Annotated in this window: 16 protein-coding genes; 4 read left to right on the forward strand and 12 right to left on the reverse strand. The window is 73.6% G+C overall.

What is annotated here, in order from left to right; all coding sequences use genetic code 11:
- Positions 1-94: 94 nt before the first annotated feature.
- From O2W53_RS07630 to O2W53_RS07660, 7 genes are read right to left on the reverse strand one after another with little or no spacing between them, the layout of a single operon-like run.
- Positions 95-1087: a tripartite tricarboxylate transporter substrate binding protein gene (locus O2W53_RS07630; RefSeq protein ID WP_269162408.1), complete on the reverse strand. Its 993-nt coding sequence runs from the start codon at positions 1085-1087 to the stop codon at positions 95-97.
- A gap of 29 nt (positions 1088-1116) precedes the next feature.
- Complete coding sequence (locus O2W53_RS07635) at positions 1117-1785, reverse strand: 3-oxoacid CoA-transferase subunit B (RefSeq protein WP_269162409.1); 669 nt, start codon at positions 1783-1785, stop codon at positions 1117-1119.
- Positions 1782-2450, reverse strand: coding sequence for a 3-oxoacid CoA-transferase subunit A (locus tag O2W53_RS07640; protein WP_269162410.1), 669 nt, complete (start codon positions 2448-2450; stop codon positions 1782-1784). The genes O2W53_RS07635 and O2W53_RS07640 overlap by 4 nt, the downstream gene beginning before the upstream one ends.
- Positions 2447-4129 carry a thiamine pyrophosphate-binding protein gene (locus O2W53_RS07645; RefSeq protein WP_269162411.1) on the reverse strand — a complete coding sequence of 561 codons (1683 nt, stop codon included), beginning with the start codon at positions 4127-4129 and terminating at the stop codon, positions 2447-2449. The genes O2W53_RS07640 and O2W53_RS07645 overlap by 4 nt, the downstream gene beginning before the upstream one ends.
- The gene (locus tag O2W53_RS07650) at positions 4113-5093 is read right to left on the reverse strand and encodes a tripartite tricarboxylate transporter substrate binding protein (protein WP_269162412.1); all 981 of its coding nucleotides are present in this window, start codon (positions 5091-5093) and stop codon (positions 4113-4115) included. The genes O2W53_RS07645 and O2W53_RS07650 overlap by 17 nt, the downstream gene beginning before the upstream one ends.
- Positions 5090-6745 carry a tripartite tricarboxylate transporter permease gene (locus tag O2W53_RS07655; protein WP_269162413.1) on the reverse strand — a complete coding sequence of 552 codons (1656 nt, stop codon included), beginning with the start codon at positions 6743-6745 and terminating at the stop codon, positions 5090-5092. The genes O2W53_RS07650 and O2W53_RS07655 overlap by 4 nt, the downstream gene beginning before the upstream one ends.
- A 1-nt stretch (position 6746) precedes the next feature.
- Complete coding sequence (locus O2W53_RS07660; RefSeq protein ID WP_269162414.1) at positions 6747-7259, reverse strand: tripartite tricarboxylate transporter TctB family protein; 513 nt, start codon at positions 7257-7259, stop codon at positions 6747-6749.
- Between the two features lie 124 nt (positions 7260-7383).
- Between O2W53_RS07660 and O2W53_RS07665 the strand changes: the two genes are divergently transcribed.
- Complete coding sequence (locus O2W53_RS07665) at positions 7384-8292, forward strand: LysR substrate-binding domain-containing protein (protein WP_269162415.1); 909 nt, start codon at positions 7384-7386, stop codon at positions 8290-8292.
- A gap of 41 nt (positions 8293-8333) precedes the next feature.
- On the opposite strand, the gene O2W53_RS07670 is transcribed toward O2W53_RS07665, so the two are convergent.
- Complete coding sequence (locus tag O2W53_RS07670) at positions 8334-9341, reverse strand: tripartite tricarboxylate transporter substrate binding protein (RefSeq protein WP_269162417.1); 1008 nt, start codon at positions 9339-9341, stop codon at positions 8334-8336.
- A gap of 172 nt (positions 9342-9513) precedes the next feature.
- Here O2W53_RS07670 and O2W53_RS07675 point away from each other — a divergent pair, with 172 nt between their 5' ends.
- Positions 9514-11079: an aldehyde dehydrogenase family protein gene (locus tag O2W53_RS07675; protein ID WP_269162418.1), complete on the forward strand. Its 1566-nt coding sequence runs from the start codon at positions 9514-9516 to the stop codon at positions 11077-11079.
- Between the two features lie 9 nt (positions 11080-11088).
- Here O2W53_RS07675 and O2W53_RS07680 read toward each other — a convergent pair whose 3' ends face one another.
- The gene (locus O2W53_RS07680; RefSeq protein WP_269162419.1) at positions 11089-12081 is read right to left on the reverse strand and encodes a LacI family DNA-binding transcriptional regulator; all 993 of its coding nucleotides are present in this window, start codon (positions 12079-12081) and stop codon (positions 11089-11091) included.
- Positions 12082-12167: 86 nt separating this feature from the next.
- On the opposite strand from O2W53_RS07680, the gene O2W53_RS07685 reads away from it, so the two are divergent.
- Positions 12168-12365: a hypothetical protein gene (locus O2W53_RS07685; protein ID WP_269162420.1), complete on the forward strand. Its 198-nt coding sequence runs from the start codon at positions 12168-12170 to the stop codon at positions 12363-12365.
- A 65-nt stretch (positions 12366-12430) separates the two neighbouring features.
- On the opposite strand, the gene O2W53_RS07690 is transcribed toward O2W53_RS07685, so the two are convergent.
- The gene (locus O2W53_RS07690; protein ID WP_269162421.1) at positions 12431-13768 is read right to left on the reverse strand and encodes a hypothetical protein; all 1338 of its coding nucleotides are present in this window, start codon (positions 13766-13768) and stop codon (positions 12431-12433) included.
- 1 nt (position 13769) lies between these two features.
- The gene (locus tag O2W53_RS07695) at positions 13770-14282 is read right to left on the reverse strand and encodes a SigE family RNA polymerase sigma factor (RefSeq protein WP_269162422.1); all 513 of its coding nucleotides are present in this window, start codon (positions 14280-14282) and stop codon (positions 13770-13772) included.
- A 140-nt stretch (positions 14283-14422) separates the two neighbouring features.
- Here O2W53_RS07695 and O2W53_RS07700 point away from each other — a divergent pair, with 140 nt between their 5' ends.
- Positions 14423-14623, forward strand: a complete 201-nt coding sequence (locus O2W53_RS07700) for a hypothetical protein (protein WP_166754461.1) — start codon at positions 14423-14425, stop codon at positions 14621-14623.
- A 37-nt stretch (positions 14624-14660) separates the two neighbouring features.
- On the opposite strand, the gene O2W53_RS07705 is transcribed toward O2W53_RS07700, so the two are convergent.
- Complete coding sequence (locus O2W53_RS07705; RefSeq protein ID WP_269162423.1) at positions 14661-15872, reverse strand: acyl-CoA dehydrogenase family protein; 1212 nt, start codon at positions 15870-15872, stop codon at positions 14661-14663.
- Positions 15873-15916: the final 44 nt, after the last annotated feature.

Consider the following 15916-nt stretch of genomic DNA (forward strand, 5'->3'; position numbering starts at 1 on the left):
AAACCGTGATCGCGTCGAACGAAAGCAGGCGGGCGCGGCGGGGCGCGATCGTGTCGCGCCCCGCCCATCGGATCGGCCCCCGGAGGGACGGCGGTCAGCCGCCGAGGATCGGCTCGTAGACCTCCTGGGTGCGGTCGAGCAGCTCCTGGAACTCCTCCGCGCCCTGGAACTCCTCCGGCACGTACTCCTCGCCGATCTGCTCGACGACCGCCGGGTCCTCGGACGCCGTCTGCAGCGCGTCCTCCAGCTGGGTGACGATCTCCTCGGGCAGCTCGCCGGGCCCGATGAGGCCGAACGTCGACCCGGCCAGCGTCAGCTCCGGGAAACCGGACTCGGCCAGCGTGGGGGTGTCCGGCAACCAGGACAGCGGCTCCGCGGAGGAGACCGCCAGCGGGCGGAACTGGCCGGCGTCGATGTTCTCGGTCACGTCGGAGGAGGCGTTGATCAGCACCGCGTCGACGTTGCCGCCCAGCAGGGCGGTGGTCATCTCCGCGTTGCCGTTGAACGGCACGGCGGTGACCTCGACGTCGTACTCCTCGGCCAGCCGCTGCAGCTCGATCGCCTGCGGGGTGGAAGCGCCGGGGGTACCGACGTTCAGCGTGCCGGGCTGCTGGCGGGCGGCGGCGAAGAAGTCCTCGGCGGTGGCGTACGGCGAGTCCGCACCCACGGCGAGCACCGAGGGCACCTCGGTCATCACCCCGATCGGCGTCACGTCGTCCTTGGTGTAGCCGACCTCGTTGGCCAGCGGGGTCACCACCAGGGTCCCAGCGGTGGCCAAGGAGAGCGTGTGGCCGTCGGGATCTGCCCCGATCAGCTCCTGGGTCGCGAGTGCACCCGAGCCTCCGGGCAGGTTCTCCACCACGACCGTCTGCCCCAGCTGCTCCTCCAGGGAGGCGCCGTAGGCGCGGGCGGCCAGGTCCGTGGGCCCGCCGGCCCCGTAGGGCACCAGCAGCCGGATGTCCTCGGTCGGGTACTCCTCGGCCGAGTCGGCGGAGCCGGACGACGTCTCCTCCGCCCCACCGCAGGCGGTGAGCAGGCCGAGCGTGGTCACGGTGGCGAGTGCGCGGGCGGTGCGGGACAGGGGCATCGTTGCCTCCGGTGGTGGGGTGGGGCCGGTCAGTGCGGGTCGAGCTCGACGACGTCGTCGGCGAAGGTGAGCCGGGCGGCGGTGACCGACTGCAGCTCCGCGCGGGTCAGCCCGGGGGCCATCTCCCGGACGACGAACCCGTCGGGGCCGACGTCGAGGACCGCCAGGTCGGTGTAGACCCGGTCCACCACCCGCGCGGCGGTGAGCGGGTAGGTGCACCGGGGCAGCAGCTTGGGCCGGCCGTCCCGGGTGGTGTGCGTGGTCATCACCAGCACCCGTCGGGCGCCCACGGCCAGGTCCATCGCCCCGCCGACCGCGGGCGGCATGGTGGCGACGTCGGTGATCCAGTTGGCCAGGTCCCCGCCCTCGGAGACCTGGAAGGCGCCGAGCACGGAGATGTCGATGTGCCCGCCGCGCATCATCACGAAGGCGTCGGTGTGGTGGAAGTAGGAGCCCCCGGGCAGCAGGGTGACCGGCTGCTTGCCCGCGTTGATCAGCTCCCGGTCCTCCTCGCCGGGCGCCGGGGCCGGTCCCATCCCCAGGATCCCGTTCTCGCTGTGGTAGACGATCTCCTTGTCCGGGCCGACCACGTCGCCGACCAGGATCGGCATGCCGATCCCCAGGTTCACGTAGGCGCCGTCCGGGATGTCCTGGGCCACCCGGCGGGCCACCGCGACGTCGCTCAGCGGGTCGATCACGACGCCGCCACCTGCACGACCCGGTCCACGAAGATCCCGGGGGTGACCACCGTCTCCGGGTCCAGGTCGCCGAGCTCGACGAACTCCTCGACCTGCACCACCGTCAGCGTCGCTGCGGTGGCCATGGTGGGGCCGTAGTTGCGGGCCGCCTTGCGGTAGACCAGGTTGCCCCACCGGTCGGCCCGGTGTGCCTTGACCAGTGCGACGTCGCCGGGCAGCGGGTGCTCGAACACGTGCGGGCGCCCACCGATGGTGCGCACCTCCTTGCCCTCGGCCAGCAGGGTGTCCGCGCCGGTCGGGGTGAAGAAGCCGCCCAGCCCGGCGCCGGCGGCCCGCATCCGCTCGCTGAGCGTCCCCTGGGGCACCAGCTCCAGCCCGATCTCGCCGGCCCGCCACAGCTCCTCGAACCAGATCGAGCCCATCGACCGGGGGTAGGAGCACACGATCCGGCGGACCCGGCGCTCCCGGATCAGCGCCGCGACGTCGCTCTCCCCCGCCCCGGCGTTGTTGGTGACCACGGTCAGGTCCCGGGCGCCCTGGTCGAGCAGGGCGTGCACCAGCTCCACCGGGACGCCGGAGTCCCCGAAGCCCCCGACCAGCACCGTGGCGCCGTCGGAGATCCCGGCGACGGCGTCGGCGAGGGTCGCCACCCGCTTGTCGATCACCGCGGACCCTGCCGCCGGTACCAGCGCGGGGACGTCGACGGCGGCGGGGTGAGGGCGGCCCGGACCACCAGCACGTTCGGGCCGGTCGCCGCCAGGGCCGCGGTCAGCTGCTGCTCGAACTCCGGCCCGAAGCCGTCGACGGACTCGGCGGGGACGCCGAAGGAGCGGGCCAGGGCGACGAAGTCCGGGGTGACCAGGTCGACGCCGCGGGTCGGTGTCCCGCTGTGCACCTGGTCGAAGCGGAGCATCCCGTAGCCGCCGTCGTCGACGATCACCACGGTCAGCTCCGGCTGCTCCTGGGCGACCGTCGCGAGCTCGCCGCAGGCGAAGAGGAAACCGCCGTCGCCCACCAGGGCCAGGGTGCGGCCCTGCCCGGCCAGCGCCGCACCCAGCGCCGCCGGGAAGGCGTAGCCGAGCGTCCCCCAGCCCATCGGGAAGGCCAGCCGGCGCGGACCGGGGATCCGCCCGAAGGCCGCGACCCAGTAGCCGGCGATGCACATGTCGGCCACCAGCACCCCGTCCGGCACGGCCACCCGGTCCAGGACGTCGAGCAGCTGGGCGGCCTGCGGCTCGTCGGCCGCCACCAGTTCGCGCACCCGGCTGCCCAGGCGGGCCAGCCGTGCCCGCAGCTCGGGCAGGCCCTCGCGCTGGGGGGCGCCGTCGAGGAGCTGGCCGACCACCGCGGTGGCGTCGCCGACCAGGGTGAGGTCGGCCGGGTAGTTCTTGCTCGCGTCGGCGGCGTCGACGTTCACCGCCAGCAGGGTGGCCGGCTGGGGCATCGCCCAGTTCTGCGTGGACAGACCGTCGAGGTCGCTGCCGACGGCGACCACCAGGTCGGCGTCGTCCCACAGCGCCCCGATGTCGGGCACGTGGGCCAGGCCCGGTGCCAGGCACGGGTGGTCGGGCGGGAGCACGCCGCGGGCGTTGTAGGTGGTGACCACCGGTGCGGCGAGCTGCTCGGCGAGCCGGCCCAGCACCTCACCGGCGCCGCTGCGGAGCGCACCGCCACCCACCCAGAGCAGCGGACGTCGGGCGGCGGCCAGCAGCTCCAGCGCGCGGGCGACGTCCGCCTCGGGAGCGGGAGCCGGTGGCGGGACGGTCGGGGCGGCCGGCCGGTCGCCGTCCACGGGGGCGCTGAGCAGGTCGGTCGGCACCCCCAGGTACACCGGGCCGGTGGCGGGGGTCAGCGCGATCGCGCCCGCCCGCACCGTCTCCGCCGCCAGCTGATCGGCTGCGTCGCAGGTGACCGTCGTCTTGGTGACCGGGGCGAACATCGCACCCTGGTCCCGGGTCTCGTGCAGCACGCCCCGGTGGACGCCGGGGCGGCGCAGCGTGCTGGGGATGTCGGTGGCGACCACCAGCACCGGCACGCCCGACGCCATCGCCTCACCGGTGGCGCCCAGGGTGTTGGCCGCCCCGGGGCCGGTCGTGACGACGGCGACGCCCAGCCGGCCGGTGGCGCGGGCGTACCCGTCGGCGGCGTAGACCGCGGTCTGCTCGTGCCGCACCCCGATCAGCCGCAGCCCTGCGGCGGCCGCCGCCTCCCAGATCGCCAGGTTGTGCACCCCGGGCAGGCCGAAGGCGATCTTCACGCCCAGTTCCTGCAGGGCGGCGACCAGGTCGTCGGCGCCGGTGCGCACGCCGGTCGCCCGCGGCACGACCTCAGTCGCCGAGGACATCGCCGAACGTCTCCTCGGTCTCGACGAACAGCTCGCCCAGCCCGTCCGCGCCGATGAACTCCTCCGGCACGTAGCGCTCGTCCAGCGCCTCGACGACCTGGGGGTCCTCCGTCGCGCTGCGCAGCGTGTCCTCCAGCGTCTGCACCACCTCCTCCGGCGTGCCGGCCGGGGCGATGACCCCGAAGGTCGTGGTGCTCTGCACCAGCTCGGGGTAGCCGAGCTCGACGAAGGTGGGGGCGTCCACGTAGGGCAGCGGCTCCGGGCTGCCGACGGCCAGCACCCGGAGATCGCCGGACTCGATCGCGGGCAGGATGTCCTGGGACAGGTTGGCGAAGCCTGCGGTGACGTTCTCGCCCAGCAGTGCGGTCTGCACCTCCGCGTTGCCGTTGAACGGCACCACGGTGAGCGGGACGTCGTAGAGCGCGGTGATCCGCTGGGTCTCCGCGGCGTGGGTGTTGGTGGCCCCCGGCGTGCCGACGGTGACCGCCTGGGGGTCCTCCCGGGCGGCGTCGAAGAGGTCTTCGAGCGACTGGTACGGCGAGTCGGCCGGGACGAGGATCCCCGAGGGCACCTGGGTGACCACGCCGACCGGCGCGAAGTCCTCCCGGGTGTAGCCGACCTCGTTGGACAGGTAGTTGAGCACCGCCGTGGGCAGCGCCGTCATCGACAGCGTGTAGCCGTCGGCCTCGGCGTTGATGAGCTGCTGGTAGGCGGTCGCCCCCGAGGCCCCGGGCGCGTTCTCCACGACGACGCTCTGGTCGAGTTCGCCCTCCATGTGCAGCGCCAGCGCCCGGGCGGCGATGTCGGTCGGGCCGCCGGCCGTGTAGGGCACCAGCAGCCGGATGTCGTCGGTCGGGTACCCGTCCGCGGACCCGCCGGCCTCGGTGGTCTCCTCCGCGCCGCCGCAGCCGGTCAGTGCGACGCCGGTGACGAGCAGGACAGCAAGGGTGCGGCGCGTGGTCATCGTTCTCCTGGGGTGGTGGAGGTGGACCCCGAGGGGCCGTCGGTGGGGGTGTCAGCGGCGGTGTCGGTGGTCGAGTCGGCGCCGGGGCTGCCCTCGGCGGCCACCTGTCGGTCGGCGTCCGGGGCCGACTCGTCGGTCTCGTCGACGTCGGCGGGGTCGACCCGGCCGAAGACCGCCTTGCGCCGCCGGCTCATGATCGCGCTGACGATGATGATCAACGCCATGAAGGCGAACATGCCGCCGGAGATCGGGCGGGTGACGAAGATGTCGAGATCGCCGCCGGAGAGCAGCATCGACTGCCGGAACGCCCGCTCGAGGATCGACCCGAGCACGAAGGCGAGCACCAGCGGGCCCGGCTCGAAGCCGGTCTTCTTCATCAGCCAGCCGATGATCCCGAAGCCGAGCACGACCCACATGTCGAACGCGTTGTTGTTGACCGAGAAGACGCCGACCATGGTGACCAGCAGCGCGAACGCGGCGAGGATGCCGGCCCGCACCCGGAGCATCTGGACGAAGATCCCGACCAGCGGGATGTTCAGCGCCAGCAGCATCAGGTTCCCGATCACCATCGAGGCGATGACGCCCCAGAAGATCTCCGGCTCCTGCTCGATCAGCTGCGGCCCCGGGGTGATGTTCTGCTGGATCAGGGCGCCGAAGATCAGCGCCAGCACCACGTTGGGCGGGATGCCCAGGGTGAGCAGCGGGATGAACGCCGAGGTGGAGGAGGCGTTGTTCGCCGTCTCCGGGCCGGCGACCCCCTCGATGGCGCCCTTGCCGAAACGGCTCGGGTCCTTGGCCCGGCGCTTCTCCATCGCGTAGGAGGCCAGCGAGGAGACCACCCCGCCGCCGCCGGGCAGCACCCCGATCACGAAACCGAGCAGCGAGCCGCGGCCGATCGCGCCGGAGGAGTCGCGGAAGTCCTTCCGGGTCGGCCAGATGCCCTTGATCTTGGAGGTGACCGCCTGGACCTTGTCGGTGCGTTCGAGGCTGTGCAGGATCTCCCCGACACCGAACAGGCCCATCGCCACCGCGACGAAGTCCAGGCCGTTGAACAGTGCCACCTCGCCGAAGGTGAAGCGCGCCGTACCGGTGATCGGGTCCAGGCCGACCGTGGCGAGCAGCAGCCCCAGGGCGGCCATGCACAGGCTCTTCAGCACCGAGCCGGTGCCCAGGTAGGTGACCAGCAGGATGCCCAGGATGGTCAGCGCGACGTACTCCGGTGGCCCGAAGGAGACCGCCAGGTCGGCCAGTGGGGGCGCCAGCAGGATCATCCCGATCACGGAGACCGTGCCGCCGATGTACGAGCCGATGGCGGCGATGCCCAGCGCCGGCCCGGCCCGGCCCTGCTTGGCCATCTGGTAGCCGTCGAAGGTGGTCACCACCGACGCCGCCTCACCGGGCAGCCGCAGCAGCACCGAGGTGATCGTGCCGCCGTACATCGAGCCGTAGTAGATGCCGGCCAGCAGGATGACCGCGGTCACCGGCTCGACCGTGTAGGTGATCGGCAGCAGCAGGGCGATCGACGCCGTGGGCCCGAGGCCGGGCAGCACCCCGATGACGGTGCCGATCAGCACGCCGAAGAACACGTACAGCAGGTTGGTCGGGGTCAGGGCGACGGAGAAGCCCTGGAGGATGCCGTCCCAGCTGTCCACGTCAGCCCCCGATCACGGTGTCGACGAGACCGTCGGGGAAGGGCACGCCGAGCAGCTCGACGAACAGCAGGTACATCACGGCCGTGCCGCTGACGGCCAGCCCCAGCGTCCACCGCCAGGACTCGCCGCCGAAGACCCGCAGCCACAGCACGAGCATCAGGAACGCCGAGACGACGAAGCCGAAGGCCTGGAACAGCAGGATGAAGACCCCGAGGCTGACCAGCCCGGCGATGATCCGCACCGTGCCGCCGGTCCACCGCTCGTAGTCCTCGGCCGAGTCGATGAAGACCAGAACGGCTGCGGTGCCGGTCAGCAGCACCGAGACGATGAAGGGCCACAGCCCCGGCCCCGGGGCCGTGAGCTCCCCGAGGCCCAGCCGGCGGGAGCCGATGACCGCGGCCACCCCGAAGGCGAGGAGCAGCAGGGGCGCGATCCGGTGCAGCTGGCGCCACCGGTGCCCCCGGTCCGCCGTCCCCTCGGTGGGGGCGCGGGACGCAGATGTCGAGCCGTGCACGTGCTCACCTCGTCCTCGTTGACGCCGCGTGTGAGCCAGGACACTAGGGCCGGCTTTGAGAGTGGTCCAATACGGAATGACCCGCTGATCGAGAGCGGCTGTGCATGAGTGGCGGAGGGGTTCGATGGAGCTGCGACACCTGCGTGCGTTCGCCGCCGTGGCCGAGGAGCTGCACTTCGGGCGGGCGGCGCTCCGGCTGCACACTGCCCAGCCGGCGCTCAGCCAGCAGATCAAGCAGCTCGAGCAGGACGTCGGCACGCTGCTGTTGGAGCGGACCACCCGGCAGGTGCGACTGACCGCGGCGGGCGTGGTGTTCCTGGAGCACGTGCACCGGGTGCTGGCCGAGGTCGACCGGGCGCGGGAGTCGGTGCTGGCGGCGGAGCGGGGCGCGCGCGGTGAGATCCGGGTCGGGGTGACCGGTGCGATCACCTGGCGACTGCTCCCGCGGATGGCCCGCGCCTACCGGCTGCGCTACCCGCTGGTGCGGCTGGACCTGCACCCGGCGGTGTTCAGCGGCGCCCAGGTCAGCGCGCTGCTGGACGGGCGGATCGACGTCGGGTTCCTCCGGGCGCCGGTGCCCGACGGACCGCTGGCCAGCCGGGTCATCCTCAACGAGCCGCTGATGGCCGTGCTGCCGATGGACCACCCGCTCGCCGGTGCGGACGCCGTGGACCTGGCCGACCTGTCCGGCGAGGGCTTCGTCACCTACCCCTCGCGGCACGGCTCGGCGCTGCGCGACGCCGCGGTGCACGCCTGCTTCTCCGCCGGGTTCACCCCGCGGGTGGTCCAGGAGGCCCCGGACACGCACACGGTGGTCGCCCTGGTCGGAGCCGCGGTCGGCGTGACGCTGATGCCCGCCTCGGCCGAGCGGCTCCAGCTGGAAGGGGTGGTCTTCCGCCCGATCGCGGGAGGTGTCGACGTGCGGGTGCCGATCGCGCTGGCCTGGCGACGGGAGGACCCCTCCCCGGTGCTGGCCGGGTTCCTGGCCACCGCCGAGGAGGTGCTGCCCAGCCCGCCACCAGGCGAGCGGTGACCGGCGCCGTCCCCAGCTGCGGACGCGCCGGCCACCGGGGCTCACTCCTGCAGGATCGGCCCGTACGTCTCGACGATCTCGTCGATCCGGTCGGCGAAGGCGTCCGTGCCGATGAACTCGTCGGGCACGTACTGCTCGCCGAGCCGCTCCATCACCTCGGGCTGCTCCAGGCAGTCGTTGACCGTCTCCTCCAGCGTGGTGACGACGTCGTCGGGCGTGCCGGCCGGGGCCGCGAGACCGAACACCGACACGCTGTTGGTCAGCTCCGGGAAGCCCGACTCGGCCAGCGTGGGCACCCCCTCCAGGTAGTCGACCTGCTCGGGCGGGCTCACCGCCAGCGGCACGAACTCACCGGCCTCGATGTTCGCCAGCACGTCCTCCGAGGCGTTGATGAAGACGGCGTCCACGTTGCCGCCGAGCAGCGCCGTGGTCATCTCGGCGTTCCCGGTGAACGGCACCGCGGTCAGCTGGACGTCGTACTCCTCCGCCATCCGCTGCACCTCCATCGCCTGGGACGTCGTCGCCCCGGGGACGCCGATGTTGAGCTGGCCGGGGTTCTCCTCGGCGGCCTGGAAGAACGCCTCGGCGTCGGCGTACTCGGAGTCCGCGCCGACCGCGAGGACGGAGGGGATCTCGGTGACGGCGGCGACCGGGAGGTAGTCCTCGTTGGTGTAGCCGACGTCCTGCTGGAGCGGGTTCGTCGCGGTGGCCGGGACGGCGATCAGCGACAGGCTGTAGCCGTCGGCGCCGCCGGCGAGCATCGCCTGCATGCCGATGGCCCCGGAGGCGCCCTCGCGGTTCTCCACCACGACGGTCTGCCCGAACTCCGTGGACAGGCAGTCGCCGATCGTCCGTGCGGCCAGGTCGGTCGGGCCGCCCGCGGCGTAGGGCACGTAGAGGGTGATGTCGTCGGTCGGGTAGTCCGCCGCGGCGGCGTCGTCCCCCCCACCACCCCCGGTCGTGGGCTCGTCCTCGGCGCCGCCGCAGCCGGCCAGGGTCAGTGCGGATGCGGCGAGGAGTGCGGGAAGGGTGAGCCGGCGTCGTTGCATCGGTTACCTCCGTCGTGTTCGAGGGCGCGTGTCCCAGGGCAGTGGCCTGGCTCACTGTGCCCTGACTCGCCGGGGGTCGCCCGGCCGCTGGATCACGGTCGGGCAACGATCCCCGGCCCCGTGTGAGCCAGTTCACTCTCCAGACGTCCAAGACGACTGGCAGAGTGCCGCCATGGCTGCCTCGTCGTCGCCCCCCGCCCTGCACGTCAAGCCCGGCACCGAGTGGGCCGCGGTCCTCGGCCGTGCCGCAGACCTCGCGCCCGAGGCGTTCGGCACCGACCGGCTGCACAACCTCGTGGACGGCGCCTGGCGACCGATCGGCAGCCCCGAGCCGCTGGTCACCCCGGTCGACGGCACCAAGCTGATCGGCCTCCCCCGGCTGTCGGCCGGCGAGGCGCAGCACGCCGTCCTGGCCGCGGCCGCCGCCCACCGCGAGTGGGCGCAGACCCCGCTCGCCGAGCGCAAGGCCCGGGTCACCGCCGCCGTCGAGGCGATGGCCGCCGCCCGCGACGAGCTCGCGCTGCTGCTGGCCTGGGAGATCGGCAAGCCGTGGAAGCTGGCCTGCGCCGACGTCGACCGGGCGCTGGACGGCGTCCGCTGGTACGTCGAGGAGATCGACACCATGCTCGGCGACCGGGCTCCGCTGGCCGGACCGGTGTCCAACATCGCCAGCTGGAACTACCCGATGTCGGTGCTGGTGCACGCCGAGCTGGTGCAGCTGCTGGCCGGCAACGCGGTGCTGGCCAAGACGCCGTCGCAGGGCGGTGCGGCCTGCCTGACCCTGGCCCACGCGCTGATGGCCCGGGAGGGGCTGCCGGTCACCCTGCTCTCCGGCGGCGGGGCGGAGCTGTCCAGCGTGCTGGTGCGCTCCCCGGAGATCGGCGCACTGGCCTTCGTCGGCGGCCGCTCCAACGGCGGGAAGGTCGCCGCCGACCTGCTGGACACCGGCAAGCGGCACATGCTCGAGCAGGAGGGGCTCAACGCCTGGGGGATCTGGGAGTTCTCCGACTGGGCCGGGCTGGCCGCGCACCTCAAGAAGGGCTTCGAGTACGGCAAGCAGCGGTGCACCGCCTACCCGCGCTACGTCGTCCAGCGCGAGCTCGTCGACCAGTTCCTGGCCACCTACCTGCCGGTCGTGCAGTCGCTGCGCTTCGGGCACCCGCTGGCCGTCGAGGCCGACGGCGACGACCTCCCGACGCTGGACTTCGGGCCGGTGATCAGCGCGGCCAAGGCCCAGGAGCTCGGCCGCCAGGTCTCCGACGCGATGCACCGGGGCGCGGTGCCGCTGTACCGGGGCAGCGTCTCCGACGGCCGGTTCATCACCGGCCAGGACACCTCGGCCTACGTCGCGCCGGCCGCGCTGCTGTCCCCCGCCGGCGCCAGCTCCCTCATGCACGCCGAGCCGTTCGGGCCGATCGACACGATCGTCGTCGTCGACTCCGAGGCGGAGCTGCTGGCCCAGATGAACGCCTCCAACGGCGCGCTGGTCGCCAGCCTGGCCTGCGACGACGAGGACAAGGCCCGCCGGCTGGCCCGGGAGGTGCAGGCGTTCAAGGTCGGGATCAACGAGCCCCGCTCCCGTGGTGACCGGGCCGAGCCGTTCGGTGGCCGCGGCGCCTCCTGGCTGGGGTGCTTCGTCGGTGGCGAGCTGCTGGTGCAGGCGGTCACCCAGGGCGCTGAGAACGAGCTGCTGCACGGCAACTTCCCCGAGCACTCGCGGTACCCCGCCGCGATCTGAACGCCCCGCTCAGGCGCTCTGCCGGACCACCAGCTCGGAGGGGAACAGGGTGACCGGGGTGCGGTCCCGGTCGAGCAGGCTGCCCGCTGCCCGGGCGGCGATCTGCTCGACCGGGTGCGTCGCCGTGGTCAGCGTCGGCCCGCTGAAGGCCGCCAGCGGCAGGTCGTCGAAGCCGGTCACGGCGACGTCGTCCGGCACCCGGCGGCCCAGCGCGCGGACCGCCTGGATCGCACCGAGGGCGGTCTCGTCGCAGATCGCGTACAGGGCGTCGGTGTCCGGCCAGCGGCGCAGCGCCTCGACGGCGCCCCGCCGACCGCTCTCGGTGGTGAAGTCCCCGGCCAGCACCCGCTCGGGCAGGCCCGCGGCACGGACCGCGGCCCGGTGCGCGGCGACCGGGCGCTCGGCGCAGGGCAGCCACGGCGGCCCGGCCAGCATCGCGATCCGCCGGCGGCCCGAGCGGAGCAGGTGTGCGGTGAGCGCTGCTGCGGCGGCGCTGGTGTCGACGTCGACCAGGGGCACGGTGGGGGAGCCCGCGCCGATGGAGGTCACCCGCCCGGCCAGTCGGGGCGGCACGGCGGCGAGCACCCGGCGGGTGGTGTTCACCAGCACCACCCCGGCGACCGAGCGGTCCCGGGCGAGCGCTTCGAGGGTGGGCTCCGGTGCGCCCAGGGGCAGCCACTGCAGCGCCACCCCGAGCCCCTCGCCGGCGCACCGCTGCGCGGTGGAGCCGACCACCCGGGAGACGTAGGGGCAGTCGACGAGCTCGGTCGGGGACGCGCTGGTCACCGCCACCACCAGGCGCGTGCCCCGGCCGTGGACCAGCGCGCGGGCCACCGGGTCGGCGGTGTAGCCCAGCCGCTCGGCCGCGGCACGCACCCGTTGCCCGGCGTCGGCGGAGGACGGGCCGGAGCCGGTGAGCACCCGGGAGACGGTGGCCCGGGAGACCCCGGCAGCACGGGCCACGTGCTCGATGGTCACCGCAGGCCGGTGGTCCTCACGCATGCCGCCCACCCTGTCACCGGCCGGCCGGTGCCGGGGCGATCAGCGCACTGGAACCGTTCTCAGCCGGGTCTGAGAGGGTCGGTGGCATGACGTCACCGGAGCCGCGCGCCAATCGACAGCGGCTGATCGGCCTGTTCCTGCTGGGCGTCGCCCTCGTCCTGCTGGTCTCCAGCGTCACGTGGTTCGGCAGCGACCGCGGCGGGATCGGCATCGCCCAGGTGGCGGTCGCCCTGGTGGCGGCGGTGGTGGGCGCCGTCGTCGTACGCCGGGCGCCACCGCGCTGACCCCCGCCGTCCCCACGCCTCGGCGGCCAGCTGCCGCATCGCGGTGACCGACGCCGGCTCCCCGGTCACCGGCCGGTCTCGCTGACCGGCGTCTCGGCGAGCACGGTGTCGTCCGCGGCCAGGAACCGGACCGCGGCCACGGCCGGCCCGTCGCCCGCGCGGCCGACGCCGGTGCCGGCGACCAGGGGCAGGGAGGTCAGCAGCGCCCCGCCGGCGTCCAGCAGCTCCGCCGTGGCGGCCTCGCGGGGGCCGCTCAGCGCCAGGTTGCCGTCCATCGGCACCGCCAGCAGCTGGTCGGCCAGTGGGGTCCCGGCCGGCTGCGGATCGAGGGTGGAGACCGAGCTGCTGGTCCCGTTCTCGGTCAGCTCGGTGTGCCCGACCACCAGGACCGTCGCTCCGGAGCGGAAGGTGTACCCGACCAGCACCATCTCCGCTCGGCCGCTCCCGGTCGGTCCGGCGGCGAGCAGCACCGGGGTCGCGCCGTCCAGGCCGGCACCGTAGGTGTCCACCGCCATGTGCAGCACCAGCTGCACCGTCTCCGCGGAGGCCCGGGGGCGTAGCTCCCGGGGGTCGGTCAGCCCCGCGACCGGGGCCTGCGCGATCGCCGAGGCGCGGTCGCTGAACACCTGGCTCATCGAGTCCAGCTCCCGCCCGTTCCGCGAGACGACGGCCCGCACGCTGCTCGCCGGGCCGCTGAACTCGCCCGCCGCGACGCCGTCCTCCCCCGGCAGCGGGCGCCGGTCCACCTGCTCCTCGCCGTCCGCGGTCACCGTGGTGCCGTCCACGTGCTCCACGGTGTCGCCGGGGAGGCCGACCACGACGAGGACCCCGGACGACCCGCCGTCCGGGGTGTCGACGAACGCCAGCGGCTGGTTGCGGATGAGGCGCTGGACACCGGTCGCCTGCGTCATCTGGCCGGGCTCGGCGCCGGCCGGGCCGGTGAACCAGGTCCCGCTGAGCCGGCCGTCGACCTGACCCAGCACGAAGGCGATCCGCAGCCCGGCCTCGTCGCCGGCCCAGGCCACCCTGTGGCTGTCCACGGGCGGGGGCGCATCGGGGGCGAACCCGTCGGCCAGCCACGGCAGCGCGGCCACCGCCTGCAGCCAGGCGTCGTCGCCGGCGAGTGCTCCCCGGACCGGCACGTCGTAGAGGCTCTGGGACGTCACACCACGGGACGGGGCCGCGGTGTCGGACGAGCCGACCTCGGGCAGCAGGCCGCGCAGCACCGGCACCGAGCCGAAGACCAGCACCACGGCCAGCCCGATGCCGACCACCGCTGCCTGCTGGCGGCGCTGCCGCCGGTGCCGTACCCGGGTGCGCTCGGCCAGGTCGTCGGGGGCGCGGAGGGCCGGGCGTGCGGCCAGGTGGGACCGGAGCTGGGTCTCGACGTCCATCAGGTCCATCTCAGCGCTCCTCGAAGGCGGGCATCGGCAGCTGGTCGGCCAGGACGGCGCGCAGCCGGGCGAGGCCGCGGGTGGTCTGGCTCTTCACGGTGTTCACGGAGCAGCCCAGTGCGGCCGCGGTGGCGGCCTCGCCGAGGTCCTCGCCGTAGCGGAGCACCAGGACCGCGCGCATCCGCGGCGGCAGGGCGGCCAGCGCCGTCGCCATGACGTCGCGCTCGGCGAACACGTCGGTCTGGTCGGGCTCAGGGGCGTCGTGTGCCGGGAGGGAGACGATCTCCTGGGTGGTGCGGCGGCGGCGCCAGCTCGCGGCGCTGGTGACCAGCACCTTGCGCACGTAGGGGTAGGCGTCCTCGCCGGAGATCCGGCCCCAGTGCCGGTAGGCCTTGAGCAGGGCGGTCTGCAGCAGGTCCTCGGCGTGGCCGCGGTCGGCGGTCAGCAGGAAGCCGACCCGCAGCAGGTCGTGGGAGCGCGCGGCGACGAACGCCTCGAACGCTGCCTCGTGCTCGGCTCTCACCGGTCTCCCCCCGTCGTCACCCCCTAGGACGCGATGCGCCGCCCGGGAGGGGTGCCTCCGTGACCTGATCGTGACCATCTGGCGTTCTCGGCGGCCAGACGGCACTGTGACCCACGACACGTCGAGCAGTGGAGGTGGCCGTGCAGATCAGCAGGGAGCAGTTGGTCCAGGTGCTGCGCACCGAGGGCGACAACGACACCGCGGACAAGGTGGAGGGAGACCTGCCGGAGCAGATCGACACCGACCGGGACGGCGACGCGCTGGCCGCAGCCGGGCTGGACCGCACCCAGCTGATGGCCAAGCTGGCCGGCGGTGCGTTCGGGGGCACGCTGGCCCCGTGACCGGTGGGCCCGCCGGTGTGCGGCGGGCCCACCGGCATCAGCCGGCGAAGGGGCGCTCGCGGGCCAGTTCCTCCTTGGCGACCCCGCGGATGTGCACCGCGTCCGGGCCGTCGACGATCCGCAGGGTGCGGGCGCTGGCGTAGAACCGGGCGAGCACGGTGTCGCCGCTGACCCCGGCGCCGCCGTGCAGCTGGATGGCCCGGTCGATGACGTCGAGGGCCACCCGCGGTGCGGCCACCTTGATCGCGGAGATCTCGGTGCGGGCGCCCTTGGCACCGAACCGGTCGATCAGGTCGGCGGTCTGCAGCACGTACAGCCGGGCCTGGTCGATCTCGATCCGGGACAGCGCGATCGACTCCCGCACGGTGCCCTGCTCGGCCAGCGGCCGGCCGAAGGCGACCCGGGACTTCGCCCGCTCCACCATCAGCGCCAGCGCCCGCTCGGCCATGCCGATGGCGCGCATGCAGTGGTGGATCCGGCCGGGCCCGAGCCGGGCCTGGGCGATCATGAAGCCGTCGCCCTCGCCGGAGAGGATGTTGGACGCCGGCACCCGGACGTCGGTGAACCGCAGCTCCGAGTGGCCGTGCTGGTCCTGGTACCCGAACACCGGCAGGTGCCGGACGATCTCCAGGCCCGGGGTGTCCCGCGGCACCAGCACCATCGACTGCTGCCGGTGCGGCGGGCCGTCCGGGTCGGTCTTGCCCATCAGGATGAAGATCTCGCAGCGCTCGTCGGCGGCGCCGCTGGTCCACCACTTGCGGCCGTTGATGACGTACTCGTCGCCGTCCCGGACGATCGAGGTCTGGATGTTGCGGGCGTCGGAGCTGGCGACGTCCGGCTCGGTCATCGCGAAGCCGGACCGGATCTCCCCCTCCAGCAGCGGGGTGAGCCAGCGGGCCTTCTGCTCCTCGGTGCCGAAGAGCATCAGGGTCTCCATGTTCCCGGTGTCCGGGGCCCCGCAGTTGGTCGCCTCCGGCGCGAGCACCGGCGACCAGCCCATGATCTCGGCGATCGAGGCGTACTCGAGGTTGGTCATGCCGCCGAGCTCGTGGTGGAAGAGGTTCCACAGGCCGCGCGTGCGCGCCTCGGCCTTGAGGTCCTCCAGGATCGGGGGGTGGGCGTGGTCGTCGTGGCCGCGCGCGGCGCGCCAGTCCTCGTACACGGGCTCAGCGGGGAAGACCTGTTCCCGCATGAAGTCCCACATCCGGCCACTGACGTCCTCGGCCTTGGCGGAGAGGGTGAAGTCCATGGACGGACGTTAGCGCCGGACGTGACGCAGGACGCATCGGGGTC

Origin of the sequence: Modestobacter sp. VKM Ac-2978 (assembly GCF_026968025.1) — a bacterium.
Taxonomy (GTDB): domain Bacteria; phylum Actinomycetota; class Actinomycetes; order Mycobacteriales; family Geodermatophilaceae; genus Modestobacter.

Bases quoted from the DNA above. Each gene is read 5' to 3' on its own strand.
- O2W53_RS07665 (WP_269162415.1), top strand. From the start codon at position 7,384: ATGGAGCTGCGACACCTGCGTGCGTTCGCCGCCGTGGCCGAGGAGCTG.
- O2W53_RS07690 (WP_269162421.1), bottom strand. From the start codon at position 13,768: ATGGACCTGATGGACGTCGAGACCCAGCTCCGGTCCCACCTGGCCGCA.
- O2W53_RS07685 (WP_269162420.1), top strand. From the start codon at position 12,168: ATGACGTCACCGGAGCCGCGCGCCAATCGACAGCGGCTGATCGGCCTG.
- O2W53_RS07630 (WP_269162408.1), bottom strand. From the start codon at position 1,087: ATGCCCCTGTCCCGCACCGCCCGCGCACTCGCCACCGTGACCACGCTC.
- O2W53_RS07680 (WP_269162419.1), bottom strand. From the start codon at position 12,081: ATGCGTGAGGACCACCGGCCTGCGGTGACCATCGAGCACGTGGCCCGT.
- O2W53_RS07705 (WP_269162423.1), bottom strand. From the start codon at position 15,872: ATGGACTTCACCCTCTCCGCCAAGGCCGAGGACGTCAGTGGCCGGATG.
- O2W53_RS07675 (WP_269162418.1), top strand. From the start codon at position 9,514: ATGGCTGCCTCGTCGTCGCCCCCCGCCCTGCACGTCAAGCCCGGCACC.
- O2W53_RS07670 (WP_269162417.1), bottom strand. From the start codon at position 9,341: ATGCAACGACGCCGGCTCACCCTTCCCGCACTCCTCGCCGCATCCGCA.
- O2W53_RS07650 (WP_269162412.1), bottom strand. From the start codon at position 5,093: ATGACCACGCGCCGCACCCTTGCTGTCCTGCTCGTCACCGGCGTCGCA.
- O2W53_RS07645 (WP_269162411.1), bottom strand. From the start codon at position 4,129: ATGTCCTCGGCGACTGAGGTCGTGCCGCGGGCGACCGGCGTGCGCACC.